Raw genomic sequence first — 15,850 nt, 5'->3', positions numbered from 1 at the left:
AAAAAAGTGACTTTAACTAGCATTTTACCAAGCCAAAAAGAGTAAAATAGCCACTCGAAAAACAAAGGCTTTACTCTCTGATTATCAGTACTGTCCAGTACTTAGCATCACCAAAGTACAGGCATTTAAACATACCACTCCTTCTTGTTCTGCTTTATGATACAAGCTGGGGTTTTCTGCGCCAGGATTAAAAATTATCCTTTTAGGTTTCAAAGACAAAAAATAATCCTCCCACTCTTGCTGATGGGTAGCGTTTAAATAGAGCGTAATAGTATGAATTCCTTCAATAGGTGGTTTTTCCTTTAAGGGTAGAATCGTTTCTCCCAGCACCTCTCCTTTTTTTATACTAATTGGAACAAATGGTATATTCAACCGATTCAAAAACGTAGCTGCCGTAAAGGCATACCTAGAAGGGTCCGGACTTGCTCCCGCAATAAGAGTACGTTTATTTGATTTCTCTACTTCCATATTCACGATCTCTTTCAAAGGTATCCATATGCCTGTGTTTTTTGGTTTCGTAAATATCTTTCAAGGTTATCAATATTCCTGTCTCTTCTACCTCACCAAACTCATCGTTTAACGCTGTACCGAAAGTCATCATCGTGGGTGAAAGATTCATGTACGTATTGATCAATGGTGGAATATTCTCTCCGTAGGCACGAATACGTGTATTCAACAGCTTATATCCTTCCTTATAGGACAATTCTAAAAAAGGATTCCCTTTATTCGGCAGATCTGATTCATACCCTAGCTTTAAGTCAGCTTTTGGAGTTACTAAACCTGCCTTATCTGGGAAATAATGATTCATAAACATCAACAACAGGTCTCTTGCTTCCCGGTTATAGTGGGGATACATGGTAACCTTTCCAAATAAGTACTTGATATCGGGGTTTAATAATACCACAGCACCCAAACCATCCCAAAGATTATCCAGGCTAAATATTCCCTTTCTATTATCTATGCTTGGTTGATACTTGGGTTGCACAAAAGATCTACCTAATTCAATGGTACTTGGAATGAACTCTTGAATAAATTGATCAGAAAAATTAAAAAGATGAGTGGTAGATAAATTCAATTTCCCATCCTGTAAAACAGCATTTTTACACTTTATCAAACGGTAGCCCGCCACAATCTCTTCATTCTCTGGACTCCAGGTAATCAATTGTTCATAACAATTTTCGCAGGTATCATTTTCATCAAGATCCAATGCTTGCCCTGTACCTCCCCCAGCTGCTCTAAAAGTTATTTCTCGGAGTCTTCCAATCTCACGTACCACATTCGGCGAATTATGATAGTTGACTAAATAGACCAGATTATCTCCATTATTTGCATATCGAAGAAATCGATCAGCTGTAAGTTCTGCTTTGATCAAAGCCTTATCAACTGCAGGAATAATTTCTTCTTCTTTACTCATGATTGTCCTAATTTGTACACCAATTCTTTCACATGAAAAGCCCATTTCGCATCTGATTTACTTGAATCAAGACTTTGAAAAGGAATGACCTCACCAAGATGGACTTTTACTTTTTTACCCTGCTGATGATACATTTCATCCGCAAGATAAAACATCTCAATATTAACTTGTACCCCTAACTTCTTCCTCCAATTAGCCAAATTGTAAAAAAACTTCGAATTCTTCCCATCAATGAAGCAAGGAATTATATTTTTTTGATACTTTTTGGCCTTTGTTATAAAACTTTTCTTCCACATTAAGTCTCTTATTCCTTCTGGAAACTTTCTAGAAACCAATCCAGCAGGGAATACCATCACTACAGAATCCCCGGCATATACCTTATCGATGTTATCCAGACTCTTTTGAGAATTTTTTCCCAATTTATTCACTGGAACAAACATGGGCTGGAAATTTTCGAAAGACATCAATAAATCATTTACCAGAAATCGAATATCTGGTCTTATTTTCCCGACTGCATACATCAATGCAATTCCATCAATTCCTCCAAGCGGATGATTGGCTGCGATGATTACTCCTCCTTCTTTCGGGATTTTCTCTCCACCCACCAATTCTACATCAATCTCCAATTCCCTGATTACGGCATATACAAAATCAAGCCCGTAAAGATGATGGATTCTCCCCATCACATCATTTAACCAATCCTCGTGGATCACCTTACGAATATAGGATAATGCAAAGCCCGGCATCCATTTCAAAAGTTTGGGATTTTTGCTTTTTATAACCTTTTTGACATCGATAATCTTATCGGGCATGGATTGCTTTTAATGCGTTTTGTAGGGTGAAAATTGATTAAAATCAACTTTATTTTTTGGAAAAATATGATTAAAAATAAGAAAAAACTGAAATAGTTGGGGATAGGAATTCAACTTTCATACTAGCCCCCTGATTACCAATTCAGTTAATTCTTTTTTTCTTGACAATAATAATCCAATATCGCCTTTTTTGTCCCCACAATTATTAGGTAATCATTATCCAGATGAATTAGCATGGAAATATTTCTCCAGACTTCATTCTTTAATAATTCTATACTTTTGTAATGAGAAATTCATTCACAGGGCAATGAGTAAAAAATTCAAAACTTTGTGAAACAATTCGAATCTTTTGAACACATTTCAACATGAACAATAGGCAATTATTCCTTCAACATTTAGCACAAACTACGGATTTCCCCCTGATGATCGAAGTGGAAAAAGCTGAAGGTGTATACCTTTTTGGGCCTAAAGGTGAAAAATACATGGACCTTATTTCAGGAATTGGAGTTAGCAATGTGGGCCACAGGCACCCTAAAGTACTCCAAGCCATTCAGGAGCAATTGGACAAATATCTACACCTAATGGTCTATGGTGAATATGTTCAGTCACCACAATCCCAACTTGCCAAGGCTTTATGTGATACGCTTCCAGCAAATCTTGACAATGTTTATTTGGTAAATAGTGGTTCAGAGGCAGTGGAAGGAGCCTTGAAATTAGCCAAACGATACACAGGCAAAAGAAATATCATCTCTTGCGTCAATGCCTACCACGGGAGTTCTCATGGGGCACTTAGTGTAGGCGGGAATGAAATCTTCAAGCGTGCCTACAGGCCCTTATTACCTGGTGTATTCAATATTCAGTTTGGTGCCCCAAAAGAGATGGATCAAATCAATGAAGATACTGCTGCTGTCATACTTGAAACAGTTCAGGGAGAAGCTGGCATCCGGACAAGCACAAAGGAATACTTTCAGGCACTCAGAAAAAAATGTGATGAGACTGGCACTTTGTTGATCTTGGACGAAATCCAGGCTGGATTTGGACGAACAGGTAAGTTCTGGGCATTTGAACATTACGGGATTACCCCAGATATCATTGTTTGTGCCAAGGGAATGGGCGGAGGAATGCCTATAGGAGCATTTATCTCAAGTCAGGAAATGATGTCTGTTTTCAAGAACAACCCACTACTAGGTCATATTACCACCTTTGGTGGGCATCCCGTTTCTTCAGCAGCAGCATTGGCTACTATTGAAATTTTAAAGAATGAGAATTTAATCAGCCAAGTAGAGCAAAAGGCAGATCAGTTCAAGTCTTTACTAATTCATCCAAAAATAAAATCCATTCGAAATAAAGGTTTGTTGATGGCTGTGGAATTCGAATCTTTTGAGGTGGTGAAACCAATTATCGACAGAGCGATTGAATTAGGAGTCATCACAGATTGGTTTCTTTTCTGCGACGATTCCATGCGAATTGCACCCCCATTAACCATTTCCGCGAAAGAAATTGAGGAGGCTTGCGAAATCATTTTAAAAGCAATAAATGAAGCTTAGCCACATAAAAAAGCCCTGAAATTGAATTTCAGGGCTTTTGTTTATAGTATTCCTTTTTCAGGATGCTTTCCTGTTACAGTCCTTCCGAAGGCTTTCAGCTCTTCAATTTGTTCATTCATATTTCCATCGGGATAAAGACATGGACCTATTCCCGCTTCCTTCTTTTTATAATCTAAATATCCCACCACAATAGGGACATCTGCTCCAAGTGCAATATGATAAAACCCTGATTTCCATCTTTTCACTTGTGACCTTGTTCCCTCAGGAGTCACCATAATCACCAATTCATCTCTTTCCTTCAGCATCGATACCATCGCTTCAGTATAGGTTTGCTTTCTTCCTCCAGGAATTCTTTTTCTATCAATAGAAATTGCTCCCAAGCCGGAAAGCAACCAACCTAGAGGTCCAACCATCACTTCTTTCTTGATGGTAAACCTGACAGGAATATCCATAAGAAAAAAAGCGGCTCTTGCATATAGTATATCCCAATTGGATGTATGAGGAACTGCAATCAAAACTGCTTTTTTTAATCCATCAGGCCAATTGGCATTTAAAGACCAACCTGAAATCCAAAAAACGAAACGGGACAACAACTTCATCATAACTTTACTTTTTCTTTTCCTTTGTTGCGAGCTCCAAAATTGCAGGATTTTCATCAATAAATTGTGATACTCGGTCGTATCCTGCTTGAAATAATTCCTGGGCTTTTTTGATATCAAAAACTCCATACTTACCAAGACCCTCTGCCTCAATAAAGAAATCACACTTAGACTTTCGACTATACACGTTATAATTCATCGACATGATCACCGATCTTTCGATCAGACTTTTCATGTTTCGAATATTACTTTCTTCAGGTAGGTGGTTACAGTTTACTCCTATCACGAAGTCACAAATTCCTTCCAAAGGTTCTACAGGTAGATTATTTAGCACTCCCCCATCCACATAATACTTTTGATCAATTACGATTGGGTCAAACATCCCTGGAATACAGGAAGATGCTAAAATAGGATCAATCAAATTTCCTTCTGAGAAATAAACTACTTTTCCTTTTTTAATGTCGGTGGCAGCTACTGTCAATGGGGTTTCTAAATCACTAAAGCAATCATCTTTGAGATATAACTTAAACAAGTCTCCAACAGACTTCATCTTTAGAATACCTGTAAGAGAAATTGCTGGGCGCATAAATTTAAAATAGTTTGTCTCAACAATGATCTTCAGGATTTCTTTTGGGCGATACCCTTTACAGTACATAGCTCCTACTATGGCTCCTGCTGAAGTGCCAGAAACTTTTGTAGGAAAAATACCTGCATCATTGAGACCTTCTAAAACTCCCAGATGTGAGATTCCCCTTACTCCTCCACCGGAAAGAGCAATTCCAATTTTCAAATTAGATTTCATGGAGTTTGAAGGTTTGATCCACCCTGACTCCTTTTTCAGTCATTTTCACCGTACAGCATTCATTGATCGGATCATGTTCAAAAAACAGAACATACCCTTCTCTAGCTGCTTCTTCCAAAAACTGTGTTTTCTCATCCAATGTCAGTAACGGGCGTGTATCATAACCCATTACATAAGGAATTGGGATATGCCCAACTGAAGGCAATAAGTCAGCTACAAATACAATGGTTTTTCCTTTGTATTGAAGCTTCGGAAGCATTTGCTTATCAGTATGGCCATCTACGGTAATAAAATCAAATCCTTTGAACAATGATTTGGATTTTAAATCAACAAACTCCAGTTGACCCATTTCTTCCATAGGAAGGATATTATCCTTTAAAAAGGAAGCTTTCTCTCTGGCATTAGGAACTGTTGCCCATTGCCAATGATCTTTATTTGACCAATACTTCGCTCTTGGAAAAGTCATCTCATATTGACCATGTGATCCATAGCCTACACCACCTCCACAATGATCAAAATGAAGGTGAGTTAAAAAATTATCCGTAATATCTGTGGGGTGAACTCCCAATTTCATCAAGCTTCCCCTAAGTGAATCTTCTCCATGTAGATAGTAATGAGAAAAGAACTTAGCATCCTGCTTATCTCCAATTCCATTGTCAATAAGCACTACTCTTCCCTCATCGACAACCAGCATACAGCGCATTGCCCAGGTACATAAGTTGTTTTCATCTGCAGTATTGGTTCTCGACCATAAGGTCTTGGGAACCACCCCAAACATGGCACCGCCATCCAACTTAAAAAAACCCGTATTTACAACGTATAAATCCATATAGATCTGAATGAAAAATCCCGAACTCTAAAAGAAGCTCGGGATATGTTTTATTCTACAACTACGCCCATCGAGCAAAACTTATCGATGCGCTGTTCAATTCTCTTTTCCGGTTTCACCTTATCCAACTCTTTCAAAGCCTTTACCAAAGCTTCTTTTAAATTAAGAGCCATCTTTTTCATATCTCTATGTGCACCTCCCAAAGGCTCAGGAATAATATCATCTATCAAACCATTTCCTTTCATATCCACTGCTGTTAGTTTCAATGATTCGGCAGCCTGCTCTTTGTAATCCCAACTTCTCCAAAGGATTGTGGAACAGTTTTCAGGAGAGATAACTGAATACCAAGAATTTTCTAACATCATGACTCTATCTCCGATAGCTATACCCAAAGCTCCACCAGATGCTCCTTCACCTATGATAATACAAATCACAGGAACTTTTAACATGAACATCTCTTTCAGATTTCGAGCAATGGCTTCTCCTTGCCCTCTTTCTTCAGCTTCTAATCCTGGAAATGCCCCTGGAGTATCTATCAATGTTACAATCGGCTTACCGAATTTCTCGGCCATTTTCATCAGCCTCAACGCCTTTCTATATCCTTCAGGATTTGCCATCCCAAAATTCCTCATTTGACGCTGTTTGGTATTTCTACCTTTTTGCTGGCCGATAAACATGACAGATCTACCGTCAATATCTCCTAATCCGCCTACCATTGCTTTATCGTCTGCCACAGTTCTGTCGCCGTGCAACTCAATAAAATCATTGGTTATTTCGTAGATGTAGTCTAAAGCATAAGGTCTATCTGCATGCCGTGAAAGCTGCACCCTTTGCCAGCGAGTTAAATTCTGAAACGTTTCTTTTTTCAAAGCCAGGATTTTTTCTTCTAATGATTCAATATCTGAAGTTAAATCTATGTTTCTCCCCTTGGCTAAATCCTTCATTTCCTGAAGTTTTTGCTCTAAATCAGCGATTGGTTTTTCGAATTCTAATACCATTTTGGTGATTTTTGAAAGGTTAAAGATAAGCAATATCCCATAGAGAAATAAAATTATTACACATTCACTTCCGAAGCTCTTGATTATCAAGAACTATCAAATTTTTATCAATAAAGCAAAAATTGATCTTCCTGAAAGTTAATAGAATGAATTTTCCACAAAAGGCAAAATTTAATAGCATGATAATTTAAAAATCCCCGAGAACAACAGCTTCAAAAAAGGATCTTTAGGCCATTTGACTATATTTTTACTTAAAGTCAATTAAAATTTATCTCCTTGAATCAGAAGTCAATACAATTTCTTTACTCTTTTTTTTTAATGGACTTTTGTATTAATGATTCAAAAACCTACCTTTGCATCACTCAAAAACAGAGGGGAAGTAAAAAGTTACTTCAATCCCAAAATTTTGTAAAAAACGGAGTGGTAGTTCAGCTGGTTAGAATGCCTGCCTGTCACGCAGGAGGTCGCGGGTTCGAGTCCCGTCCATTCCGCTTAATTTTGATGAAAAAGTCATCAACAAATTCTTTTAAAATATTGGAGTGGTAGTTCAGCTGGTTAGAATGCCTGCCTGTCACGCAGGAGGTCGCGGGTTCGAGTCCCGTCCATTCCGCTTAAAAGCTTCGAAGTAATTCGAGGCTTTTTTCGTTTAACAGCAATTTTTATGTGTTTTTACACTTATATCATTCAATCTGAGAAGGATCAATCTTTCTACATTGGGTCGAGCAAAGATCCTGAAAGTAGACTTCGCAAGCATAACCAAAAACATCGAGGATATACAGCTAGAAAGCAGCCTTGGAAATTAGTCTGGAAAGAAGTACACCCACAAAAATCTGATGCCATCAAACGAGAACTTTTCCTAAAGAAACAGAAATCGAAAAAATTTCTTGAGGATTTAATTTCGAAATCCCGTTAAACCTAATTCTATATGGTTAGAATGCTTGTCCCGATCTATCGGGAAGGTCGCGGGTTCGAGTCCCGTCTCCCGAAAAGTCGGGACAGGCTATTCCGCTTAAAAGCTTCGAAGAAATTCGAGGCTTTTTTTGTTTAACAGCTATTTTTATGTGTTTTTATACTTATATCATTCAATCTGAGAAGGATCAATCTTTCTACATTGGGTCGAGTAAAGATCCTGAAAGTAGGCTTCGCAAGCACAACCAAAAACATCGAGATTATACAGCTAGAAAACAGCCTTGGAAATTAGTCTGGCAAGAAGTATTCCCTACAAGATCTGATGCCATCAAGCGAGAACTTTTCCTAAAAAAACAGAAACCGAAAAAATATCTTGAGGATTTAATTTCGAAATCCCAGTAAACCTAATTTTATAAAGTTAGAATGCTTGTCCCGATCTATCGGGAAGGTCGCGGGTTCGAGTCCCATCTCCCGAAAAGTCGGGACAGGCTATTCCGCTTAAAAGCTTCGAAGTAATTCGAGGCTTTTTTCGTTTAACAGCAATTTTTATGTGTTTTTACACTTATATCATTCAATCTGAGAAGGATCAATCTTTCTACATTGGGTCGAGCAAAGATCCTGAAAGTAGACTTCGCAAGCATAACCAAAAACATCGAGGATATACAGCTAGAAAGCAGCCTTGGAAATTAGTCTGGAAAGAAGTACACCCACAAAAATCTGATGCCATCAAGCGAGAACTTTTCCTAAAAAAACAGAAATCGAAAAAATTTCTTGAGGATTTAATTTCGAAATCCCTTTAAACATAATTCTATATAGTTAGAATGCTTGTCCCGATCTATCGGGAAGGTCGCGGGTTCGAGTCCCGTCTCCCGAAAAGTCGGGACAGGCTATTCCGCTTAAAAGAGGCTGTCTCATTTTTGGTTTTTGTCACATTGAGCACTTGAGAGACGAGAGTCTCGAAATCGAAATGTCGGTCTTTTCGCTCAAAAAGGCCTTCGACTCCGCTCAGGCAGACAAATTTGAAAGTTTTGAGACAGCCTCTTTTTTCTTTTAACAGTCATTTTTATGTGTTTTTACACTTATATCATTCAATCTGAGAAGGATCAATCTTTCTACATTGGATCAAGCAAAGATCCTGAAAGTAGACTTCGCAAGCATAACTAAAAACATCGAGGATATACTGCCAGAAAGCAGCCTTGGAAATTAGTCTGGAAAGAAGTACACGTTATAAAAACAAACTCCCTAACCATTTTCAAAGAGAATTGAAATACATTCTGAAATCCATTCCGTATTTAAGCTTAGAGTTTCGCTCTTCTTTTTCGTTTCTTTATTCTTGAATTATTTCAACTAGCAATATCTCCCAAAAAGAAAATGAATATTCGACACGGAATTACTTTCGTTTTAGTTCTTTGTTCCACTTTCCTATTTGCTCAAAAACCGACATCCCCTGTAGATTTGGTCTACCCTCTGGCAGATAGTAAAAATTCAAGATGGTTTTTCTTCAATTCTGCCAGTAGACCCTTTGGGATGGTCAACCTAAGTCCTGACACTGATGTGGAAGGTGCCTGGGGAAGTGGTTATCGATATGAAAGTGACTCCATCAAAGGATTTAGCCATATTCATGCCTGGCAGTTATCCGGAATCTCAGTAATGCCTTTAGTGGATTTTTCATTATCTGACTCTAGGGATTTTGGATCTCCATTTAACCATTCAAAGGAGATAGTAAAACCAGGATATCATCAGGTTTATTTAGATCGATATAGAGTTCAAGTTGAACTTACCTCCACCCTTCGAACAGGCTTTCATCGATATCATTTTGAGGAAGAAGGAAAACAACAAGTCTTGCTACGAATCGGAAGCATGCTGGGTCCTTCAGCCATCATTGATGGTTCAATCAAGCAATCTTCCTCAATGGCATTTCAGGGACATATCATCAATGGCTCTACTTCTAGAAGACCTTTTGAAACTCCTGTGTTTTTTGCCATAAAATTTAATCGTGCTGTTCAGGATATGGAAGGCTGGAACCCAAATGAGGTCACTCCCAACTTAGCAGAAATAAAAGGCTCAGATTCTGGGTTAATTTTTTCTTTTGATAACAGCTCAAGCGAACTTCTAATGAAAATCGGGATTTCCTATGTTAGTGCTGAACAGGCATTATTGAATATGGATACAGAATTAAACCATTGGGACTTTGAGAAAGTAAAAAATGAATCTTTTGAGGAATGGAACTCTTACCTCTCAAGGATTAAAGTTTCAGGTGGTTCTGAAAAATCCCAGAAAAGGTTTTATACCGATTTATGGCATGCACTACAAGGGAGAAGAACGATAAGTGATGTTGACGGGAAGTACGCAGATATGACATCTGGCAAGCACTTGGTTAAACAAATCCCTTTAGACAATGCAGGAAAGCCCAAGCATAGACATTTTAATTCCGATTCATTCTGGGGAGCACAATGGACGATCAACACCCTCTGGCACCTTGTTTATCCTGAAATCACTGAAGAATTCGTTAATTCTATGTTGCTATACTACCAAGATGGTGGTTTAATCCCTAGAGGACCATCTGGAGGAAATTACACATATGTGATGACAGGAGCTTCTAGCACACCTTTTATTGTGAGCGCATACCAAAAAGGAATTAGAGGCTTTGATATACAGATGGCCTACGAAGGCCTACTTAAAAACCATAGATCTGGTGGGATTATGGAGAAAGCTGGATACGAACACAATACTTTATTGGGCGGAGGATTTCAATATTATCTTAAAAACGGATTTGTTCCTTGGCCGATTCCTGAAGGAAGATTTGGAGCACATCAAGATGGTCCAAGCTTGACGCTAGAATATGCCTATCAAGATTGGACTTTGGCTCAACTTGCAAAACAAATGGGTGACTCTGAGGCTTACTCAGAATTCATGGAAAGGGCGAGATATTATCAAAATGTGTATGATTCGGAGACTGGCTGGATGCGTCCTAGAAATGTTTCCGGGGAGTGGAAAACTCCTTTTGATCCCTACCAATACAATGCAGGTTTTAATGAAGCTAATGGAAGCCAGGCTACCTGGTTTGTACCCCATGACCTGGATGGATTAGCTGAATTAATGGGAGGAAAAGAAAAGGCAATTGATCGCTTAAATGAATCTTTTATTACTTCCGAAAAACAAGGTTTCACTTCTGGAACTTCTCATTCTCAAGAGGCTCATCCTGAATACCGTAGAATTCCAATCAATTATGGTAATCAGCCCTCAATTCAAACCGCATTTATATTCCAAAAGTTAGGGAGACCTGACCTCACTCATTTTTGGACTCGTGCCATTGTAGATAGAGTGTATTCAGAATTAAGCCCGAATTCAGGATATAATGGGGATGAGGACCAAGGTCTGATGGGAAGCTTAGCTGTTTTAATGAAAGTGGGACTATTTCAAATGAATGGAGGAACCGAAGAAAACCCATCCTATCAAATCGGAAGTCCCATCTTTGATGAAATATCCATACAATTAAACCCTAATTATTATCCGGGAGGGAATTTCATCATCAAGACCCTAAACAATCAGCCAGATAATATCCATGTGAAATCAGCCGAGTTTAATGGAGAAGGATTAAATCAATTGGAGCTAAGACATCAGCAAATCATCAGCGGAGGTGAATTGGTGTTAGAGATGAGTCCAACACCAAACCAACGCTAATTAGTGGCTCAAGCCTTTCTCCCAATTCCATGAATCTCTTAAGGAATCTTCCAGAGAATATTGAGGAGTCCAGCCTAACACTGTATTGATTTTAGTCGTATCAGCCCAAATTTTCACTACATCTCCATCTCGTCTTGGACCAATGGAATAATTAAGTTTGATTCGATTTACTTTTTCGAATGTTTTGATGATTTCAAGAACCGAATTTCCATTTCCGGTCCCAACATTAAACACATCATAAAAATTATCTTCTTGCTTATCCAGGTAACCCAAAGCCTTTACATGAGCATCCGCTAAGTCCATCACATGGATAAAATCACGAATACAACTTCCGTCAATAGTATCATAATCATCTCCAAACACAGTAATCTTTTCACGTATTCCAGCTGCCGTTTGGGTAACGAAAGGAACAAGGTTGTTTGGAGTGCCATTTGGTAACTCACCGATTTTACCACTTGGATGTGCGCCAACAGGGTTGAAATATCGTAATGAAACGACCTTCACACCAGCTTTGCTTTTCACAAAATCCACTAAAATATCTTCACATATCTTCTTGGTATTACCGTAAGGACTTTCAGCATCTTTCCTTGGAGTGGATTCAGTGACTGGCAGTTTATCCGGCTGACCATAAACAGTACAAGAGGAAGAAAACACAATATTCTTAATCCCTTTTTCCTGCATAAAGCCTAACAAAACAACTAAAGACCCTACATTATTCCTGTAATATTTCAATGGCTCAGAAGTACTTTCACCCACAGCCTTAAATGCCGCAAAATGAATTACACCAACAAATTTATGTTGGGAATAAATTTCCTCTAAAATGTCTTTATCATTGCAATCTCCCTCAAAGCAGATCACCGGTTTCCCAATAATCTCCTCAAGGCTACCCAAAACACTTTTTTGGGAGTTAGAAAAATCGTCCAATATAATAGGCTCAAGCCCAGCTTTTACAAGTTCCACTGCCGTATGGGAACCAATATATCCTGCTCCCCCAGTGATCAATATTTTATTCATTGCTTAAAAATTTTAGCTAGCAAAACTATCTAAATCTGCTTACTCCACCCAAAAAAAATCAGATTTCAACGGATTAATGTGAAAGCTCCTCGTTTTTCTTTGGATTGAATACTTCCATCCAGTGGAAATGAATAACGCACCAAATAAGTATAAGTTCCTGTAGGCGCTTCCTCTCCTGAAATTTGACCATCCCAGCCTTCAGCTCCAGAAAAGATCAGTTGTCCCCAACGGTTATAAATCCAAAGTTCCATGGTCACCTCACAATTTGACACCCCTTGAAAACACCTTCCTCAGGATTGTAACCTGTGGGCATCCTTACATCAGGAGCAGTTTCTTTTACTACGCCTACTCCTATACTTACACAACCCAGAGCATCCAAAACTGAAAGGTTATAGGTACCCTTCCCTACCCCGGTTAATTGATTTCCTAGGCCTGATGGATCTTCCCAAGTGTAAACATAAGGAGCGATTCCGCCTTGGGGGAAAGCTAATAGTTCCCCATTACTTCCTCCTGGGCAAGCTGGCTTTTCTAATCTAATCTCCACATCCAATGCTGGAGGAGAAGTAATTTCAAAACTAACGGGTAAAATACAGCCATTCGCATCTACTATATCCCAATTATAAGTTCCAGGACTCATATCATTTAGGGCTAGATTTCCAGAAAAGGTATTTGACCCCTCACGTTCATATGTGTAAGGAGCAACTCCACCTGATATTTCGAGCAGTAATTCTCCATCATCTTTTCCAAAGCAAGAAGCAGCAACGGTATTAATATTCTCCAACTCCAATAAATTTGGCTCAGTAATAATGATATCATCCAAGGTAATTTGACAACCTTTATCATCTGTTACAGTCACTTGGTAAGTACCTGCAGGTAGTGAAGTGGCTGTTTTGGAATTTAATGAGGGATCATGTGACCAAGAAATCACATAAGGTTCTATACCACCAAGTATTTCGATCTCGACTTCTCCATTATCGCCACCAAAGCATGATACGGGAATATTCGAAACCACATTCCCTTCGAATACATCTGCAACTTCCACCAAAAGATCCGAAGAAACTCCTCCACAGGTATTATCAATTGAGTTTTGAAGAGAATAAGTTAGGATTCCCGTAATGCCTGGTTGATCCCAAAGAACATTTACGGTCTTTTCTCCTTGTCCTTCCAGTATTGTCCCTCCCGTCACAGTCCATTCAATTATTCTCCCCGGGGCAAAACTTGGTGCTGTATAACTATGCGGATTCCCATCAAAGCAAACTTGGAGTTCTCCTTCAGCTAATTCAATATCAATAATTTTAGAGATAGTGATCCCAAGCGATAATTGCTCTCCTGGGCAACCATTTTCCGTATAGGGAATAGCCAAAATTTCGGCATTCGTGTTTTCCTCTCCCCAACTTACTAAAACGGAATCTCCATAATCCATCAAAATCTCACCTCCCAACACTTCAAAATCTACACTTGAAATCCCTTCAAGGCTGGAAAGCTTATAAACCTGTTCCTCAACTTCAGGGCAAACCGCTTCCGCCCCCACAATTTCCAATTCTTCTGGAAAGGGTTGAACCACTACTTCAAAGTTGATCTCCTCTTGACCATCACATGAAGTTGGGCTGAGTGATGCTATCACATTCACCTCATAGGTTCCGGGTTCTTCAAAAACATGAGAGACTTCCCTACCTTCTTTCATCTCAGATCCATCGCCAAAATCCCAAACAAAATAGGTGAATGAAGGATTTTCGGGGTTAATTATCCAATTACCTTCCTGACCAAGACAAGCTACTTTCTCTCCCTCGACATCAAAATCATACTCTACCTCAGTCTCAAAATTTAGGTTATCCAAAGCAGCCCCTACAGCGTAACCATAGGATTCCAAATACCCAAAACCATAAACATATCCTGCAAAGCCTTCTATGTTTGAAATCCGATGAATTCCTTGATTAATTTTCATTCTTGCAAAAGAATAAGAGGCATCTCCCGGTACTGGAGAGAAATTATGACCAATAGCTTTTCCGTCCAAGAAGGTTAAATCTTCAGTCCCAGTCTTTACCACAATGTTCAAGAAATGAGAAACGATGGAAGGCAGACTCATGGCGTTGAATCGGATTTCTTTCAAAAATTGCTCACTGGGGCTGTAAGTAATCATAAAAGGATCCCCATCTTGATAATTGAAGGTGTTTTCCTCATTACACTCTTGACTCTTAGAAAAAACCGTCACACTAGAAGGTTTCGAAGTCTCAATTTTTGCTGATTCATTTTTCTTAAAATCAAGAGTCAAAAATTCTCCAGCATTGATCTGCCCTACATTATCCCCTTTCACAAATACATCTGTATTATCCTCGGAAGCTAAAACTTTCACTAATTCTCCTGAGGTCCTACCATCTAAGGCCACATGTACAAAAGAGCTTCCCCAGCTAGAGGTCGGATAAGTTTGCTGAAACAAATTATCTGGAGCCCCACCACAATTACCAACAGTGGTCCATTTATTTCCGCCAAAAACGGCAATCTTTTTACAACTGTTGGCTGTCTCTCCAATCACCCGAATCCTTGATCCTGTAAGATCATCTTTGGCTTTTAGCTGATAGCTTTGACCTCTATCCAAAGTGATGGTAAATGGGATTCCCGGATCGTTATTTCCAAAAGCAAAAACCGAGGAAGTGATTTCTATTTCTGTATCATCTTCCGTAGCCACTACCAGTAATTGGCTTTCATCATTATTGTTTGGGTTAAAACCAACCGGAACCGTCATCAATTCATAATGTGAGGTTACGAGATAGTCTTTACCCAGTGTTTCTATAGGCAAAACCACCGTTCCATCAGCAGAACGAAAACGCTCATTAAAAGCGTAAACAGAGATTTTCCCACTTGAACTGATATAAATCCCTTTATTTTCTATTACTCCAGAAAACCTATGATGCATATCTATGTCAGAAGATAAAATAGTATGAGTGAATTGCTCTCCTTGGGAAATAGAAAAATTCACCGTTCTCCCTCTATATTCAATTACTCCTGTGGCATCTTCATTGGCAGAAATAACAATTACCCCTTGATCTGGAGCATCAGGTAAAATTCTATTGTTATCCATAAAACCCACCCAAAATTCTTTCCCAATTGTTGAGGTTTGGGCTTGGGCTTGAAATGAGCAATAAAAGCTCATCAAAATAATTATAGATCGAAGTAAAATTTTCCTCATAGGATACCCTCAAGGTATTAATTCTTGAATATAACCATCATTCCAAACAAAAAAT

At 38.7% G+C, this 15,850-nt stretch carries 16 protein-coding genes and 2 tRNA genes; 8 read left to right on the top strand and 10 right to left on the bottom strand.

Annotation, left to right across the window (positions count from 1 at the left end):
• Positions 1-84: 84 nt before the first annotated feature.
• From ALPR1_RS09725 to ALPR1_RS09715, 3 genes are read right to left on the bottom strand one after another with little or no spacing between them, the layout of a single operon-like run.
• Positions 85-468, bottom strand: a complete 384-nt coding sequence (locus ALPR1_RS09725; protein ID WP_008200304.1) for a CoA-binding protein — start codon at positions 466-468, stop codon at positions 85-87.
• Positions 446-1,414 carry a GNAT family N-acetyltransferase gene (locus tag ALPR1_RS09720; RefSeq protein WP_008200303.1) on the bottom strand — a complete coding sequence of 323 codons (969 nt, stop codon included), beginning with the start codon at positions 1,412-1,414 and terminating at the stop codon, positions 446-448. The genes ALPR1_RS09725 and ALPR1_RS09720 overlap by 23 nt, the downstream gene beginning before the upstream one ends.
• Positions 1,411-2,226 carry a 1-acyl-sn-glycerol-3-phosphate acyltransferase gene (locus ALPR1_RS09715; protein ID WP_008200301.1) on the bottom strand — a complete coding sequence of 272 codons (816 nt, stop codon included), beginning with the start codon at positions 2,224-2,226 and terminating at the stop codon, positions 1,411-1,413. The genes ALPR1_RS09720 and ALPR1_RS09715 overlap by 4 nt, the downstream gene beginning before the upstream one ends.
• A gap of 365 nt (positions 2,227-2,591) precedes the next feature.
• Between ALPR1_RS09715 and ALPR1_RS09710 the strand changes: the two genes are divergently transcribed.
• A complete protein-coding gene (locus ALPR1_RS09710; protein ID WP_008200299.1) occupies positions 2,592-3,773 on the top strand; it encodes an aspartate aminotransferase family protein in 1,182 nt (393 codons plus the stop codon).
• Between the two features lie 41 nt (positions 3,774-3,814).
• Here ALPR1_RS09710 and ALPR1_RS09705 read toward each other — a convergent pair whose 3' ends face one another.
• The 4 genes from ALPR1_RS09705 to ALPR1_RS09690 are packed head-to-tail and all read right to left on the bottom strand — an operon-like array spanning position 3,815 to position 7,001.
• Positions 3,815-4,375, bottom strand: a complete 561-nt coding sequence (locus tag ALPR1_RS09705; RefSeq protein WP_008200298.1) for a 1-acyl-sn-glycerol-3-phosphate acyltransferase — start codon at positions 4,373-4,375, stop codon at positions 3,815-3,817.
• Between the two features lie 4 nt (positions 4,376-4,379).
• Positions 4,380-5,174 carry a patatin-like phospholipase family protein gene (locus tag ALPR1_RS09700; RefSeq protein ID WP_008200296.1) on the bottom strand — a complete coding sequence of 265 codons (795 nt, stop codon included), beginning with the start codon at positions 5,172-5,174 and terminating at the stop codon, positions 4,380-4,382.
• On the bottom strand, positions 5,164-6,003 hold the full coding sequence (locus ALPR1_RS09695) for an MBL fold metallo-hydrolase (RefSeq protein WP_008200294.1): 840 nt from the start codon (positions 6,001-6,003) through the stop codon (positions 5,164-5,166). Before ALPR1_RS09695 ends, ALPR1_RS09700 begins: the two co-directional genes overlap by 11 nt.
• A gap of 50 nt (positions 6,004-6,053) precedes the next feature.
• Positions 6,054-7,001, bottom strand: coding sequence for an acetyl-CoA carboxylase carboxyltransferase subunit alpha (locus ALPR1_RS09690; protein WP_040303493.1), 948 nt, complete (start codon positions 6,999-7,001; stop codon positions 6,054-6,056).
• A gap of 417 nt (positions 7,002-7,418) precedes the next feature.
• Here ALPR1_RS09690 and ALPR1_RS09685 point away from each other — a divergent pair.
• The 7 genes from ALPR1_RS09685 (at position 7,419) to ALPR1_RS09660 (ending at position 11,594) form a co-directional block, all read left to right on the top strand.
• Positions 7,419-7,492, top strand: a tRNA-Asp gene (locus ALPR1_RS09685).
• Between the two features lie 45 nt (positions 7,493-7,537).
• Positions 7,538-7,611: transfer RNA gene (locus ALPR1_RS09680), tRNA-Asp, on the top strand.
• A 51-nt stretch (positions 7,612-7,662) separates the two neighbouring features.
• Positions 7,663-7,914, top strand: a complete 252-nt coding sequence (locus tag ALPR1_RS09675) for a GIY-YIG nuclease family protein (RefSeq protein WP_008200290.1) — start codon at positions 7,663-7,665, stop codon at positions 7,912-7,914.
• Positions 7,915-8,060: 146 nt separating this feature from the next.
• Complete coding sequence (locus ALPR1_RS09670) at positions 8,061-8,312, top strand: GIY-YIG nuclease family protein (protein WP_008200289.1); 252 nt, start codon at positions 8,061-8,063, stop codon at positions 8,310-8,312.
• Between the two features lie 146 nt (positions 8,313-8,458).
• Positions 8,459-8,710, top strand: a complete 252-nt coding sequence (locus tag ALPR1_RS09665; RefSeq protein WP_008200285.1) for a GIY-YIG nuclease family protein — start codon at positions 8,459-8,461, stop codon at positions 8,708-8,710.
• Positions 8,711-8,975: 265 nt separating this feature from the next.
• Entirely contained in the window at positions 8,976-9,074 is a 99-nt protein-coding gene (locus ALPR1_RS21005; RefSeq protein WP_237701647.1) for a GIY-YIG nuclease family protein, read from the top strand.
• Positions 9,075-9,281: 207 nt separating this feature from the next.
• Positions 9,282-11,594: a GH92 family glycosyl hydrolase gene (locus ALPR1_RS09660; protein WP_008200284.1), complete on the top strand. Its 2,313-nt coding sequence runs from the start codon at positions 9,282-9,284 to the stop codon at positions 11,592-11,594.
• Here ALPR1_RS09660 and galE read toward each other — a convergent pair whose 3' ends face one another.
• The 3 genes from galE to ALPR1_RS09650 all read right to left on the bottom strand — a co-directional run bounded on the left by galE (position 11,595) and on the right by ALPR1_RS09650 (position 15,795).
• Positions 11,595-12,608, bottom strand: a complete 1,014-nt coding sequence (gene galE, locus ALPR1_RS09655; RefSeq protein ID WP_008200282.1) for a UDP-glucose 4-epimerase GalE — start codon at positions 12,606-12,608, stop codon at positions 11,595-11,597.
• A 65-nt stretch (positions 12,609-12,673) separates the two neighbouring features.
• Positions 12,674-12,859 (bottom strand): T9SS type B sorting domain-containing protein, encoded by a 186-nt coding sequence (locus ALPR1_RS21000; RefSeq protein WP_237701646.1) that lies wholly within the window; start codon positions 12,857-12,859, stop codon positions 12,674-12,676.
• 2 nt (positions 12,860-12,861) lie between these two features.
• Positions 12,862-15,795 (bottom strand): PKD domain-containing protein, encoded by a 2,934-nt coding sequence (locus tag ALPR1_RS09650; RefSeq protein ID WP_237701645.1) that lies wholly within the window; start codon positions 15,793-15,795, stop codon positions 12,862-12,864.
• Positions 15,796-15,850 lie beyond the last annotated feature (55 nt).

This window comes from Algoriphagus machipongonensis, assembly GCF_000166275.1.
Classification (GTDB): domain Bacteria; phylum Bacteroidota; class Bacteroidia; order Cytophagales; family Cyclobacteriaceae; genus Algoriphagus; species Algoriphagus machipongonensis.
The sequence above is the reverse complement of the archived record's forward strand: the minus strand, read 5'-3'. Positions and strand labels throughout refer to the sequence as shown.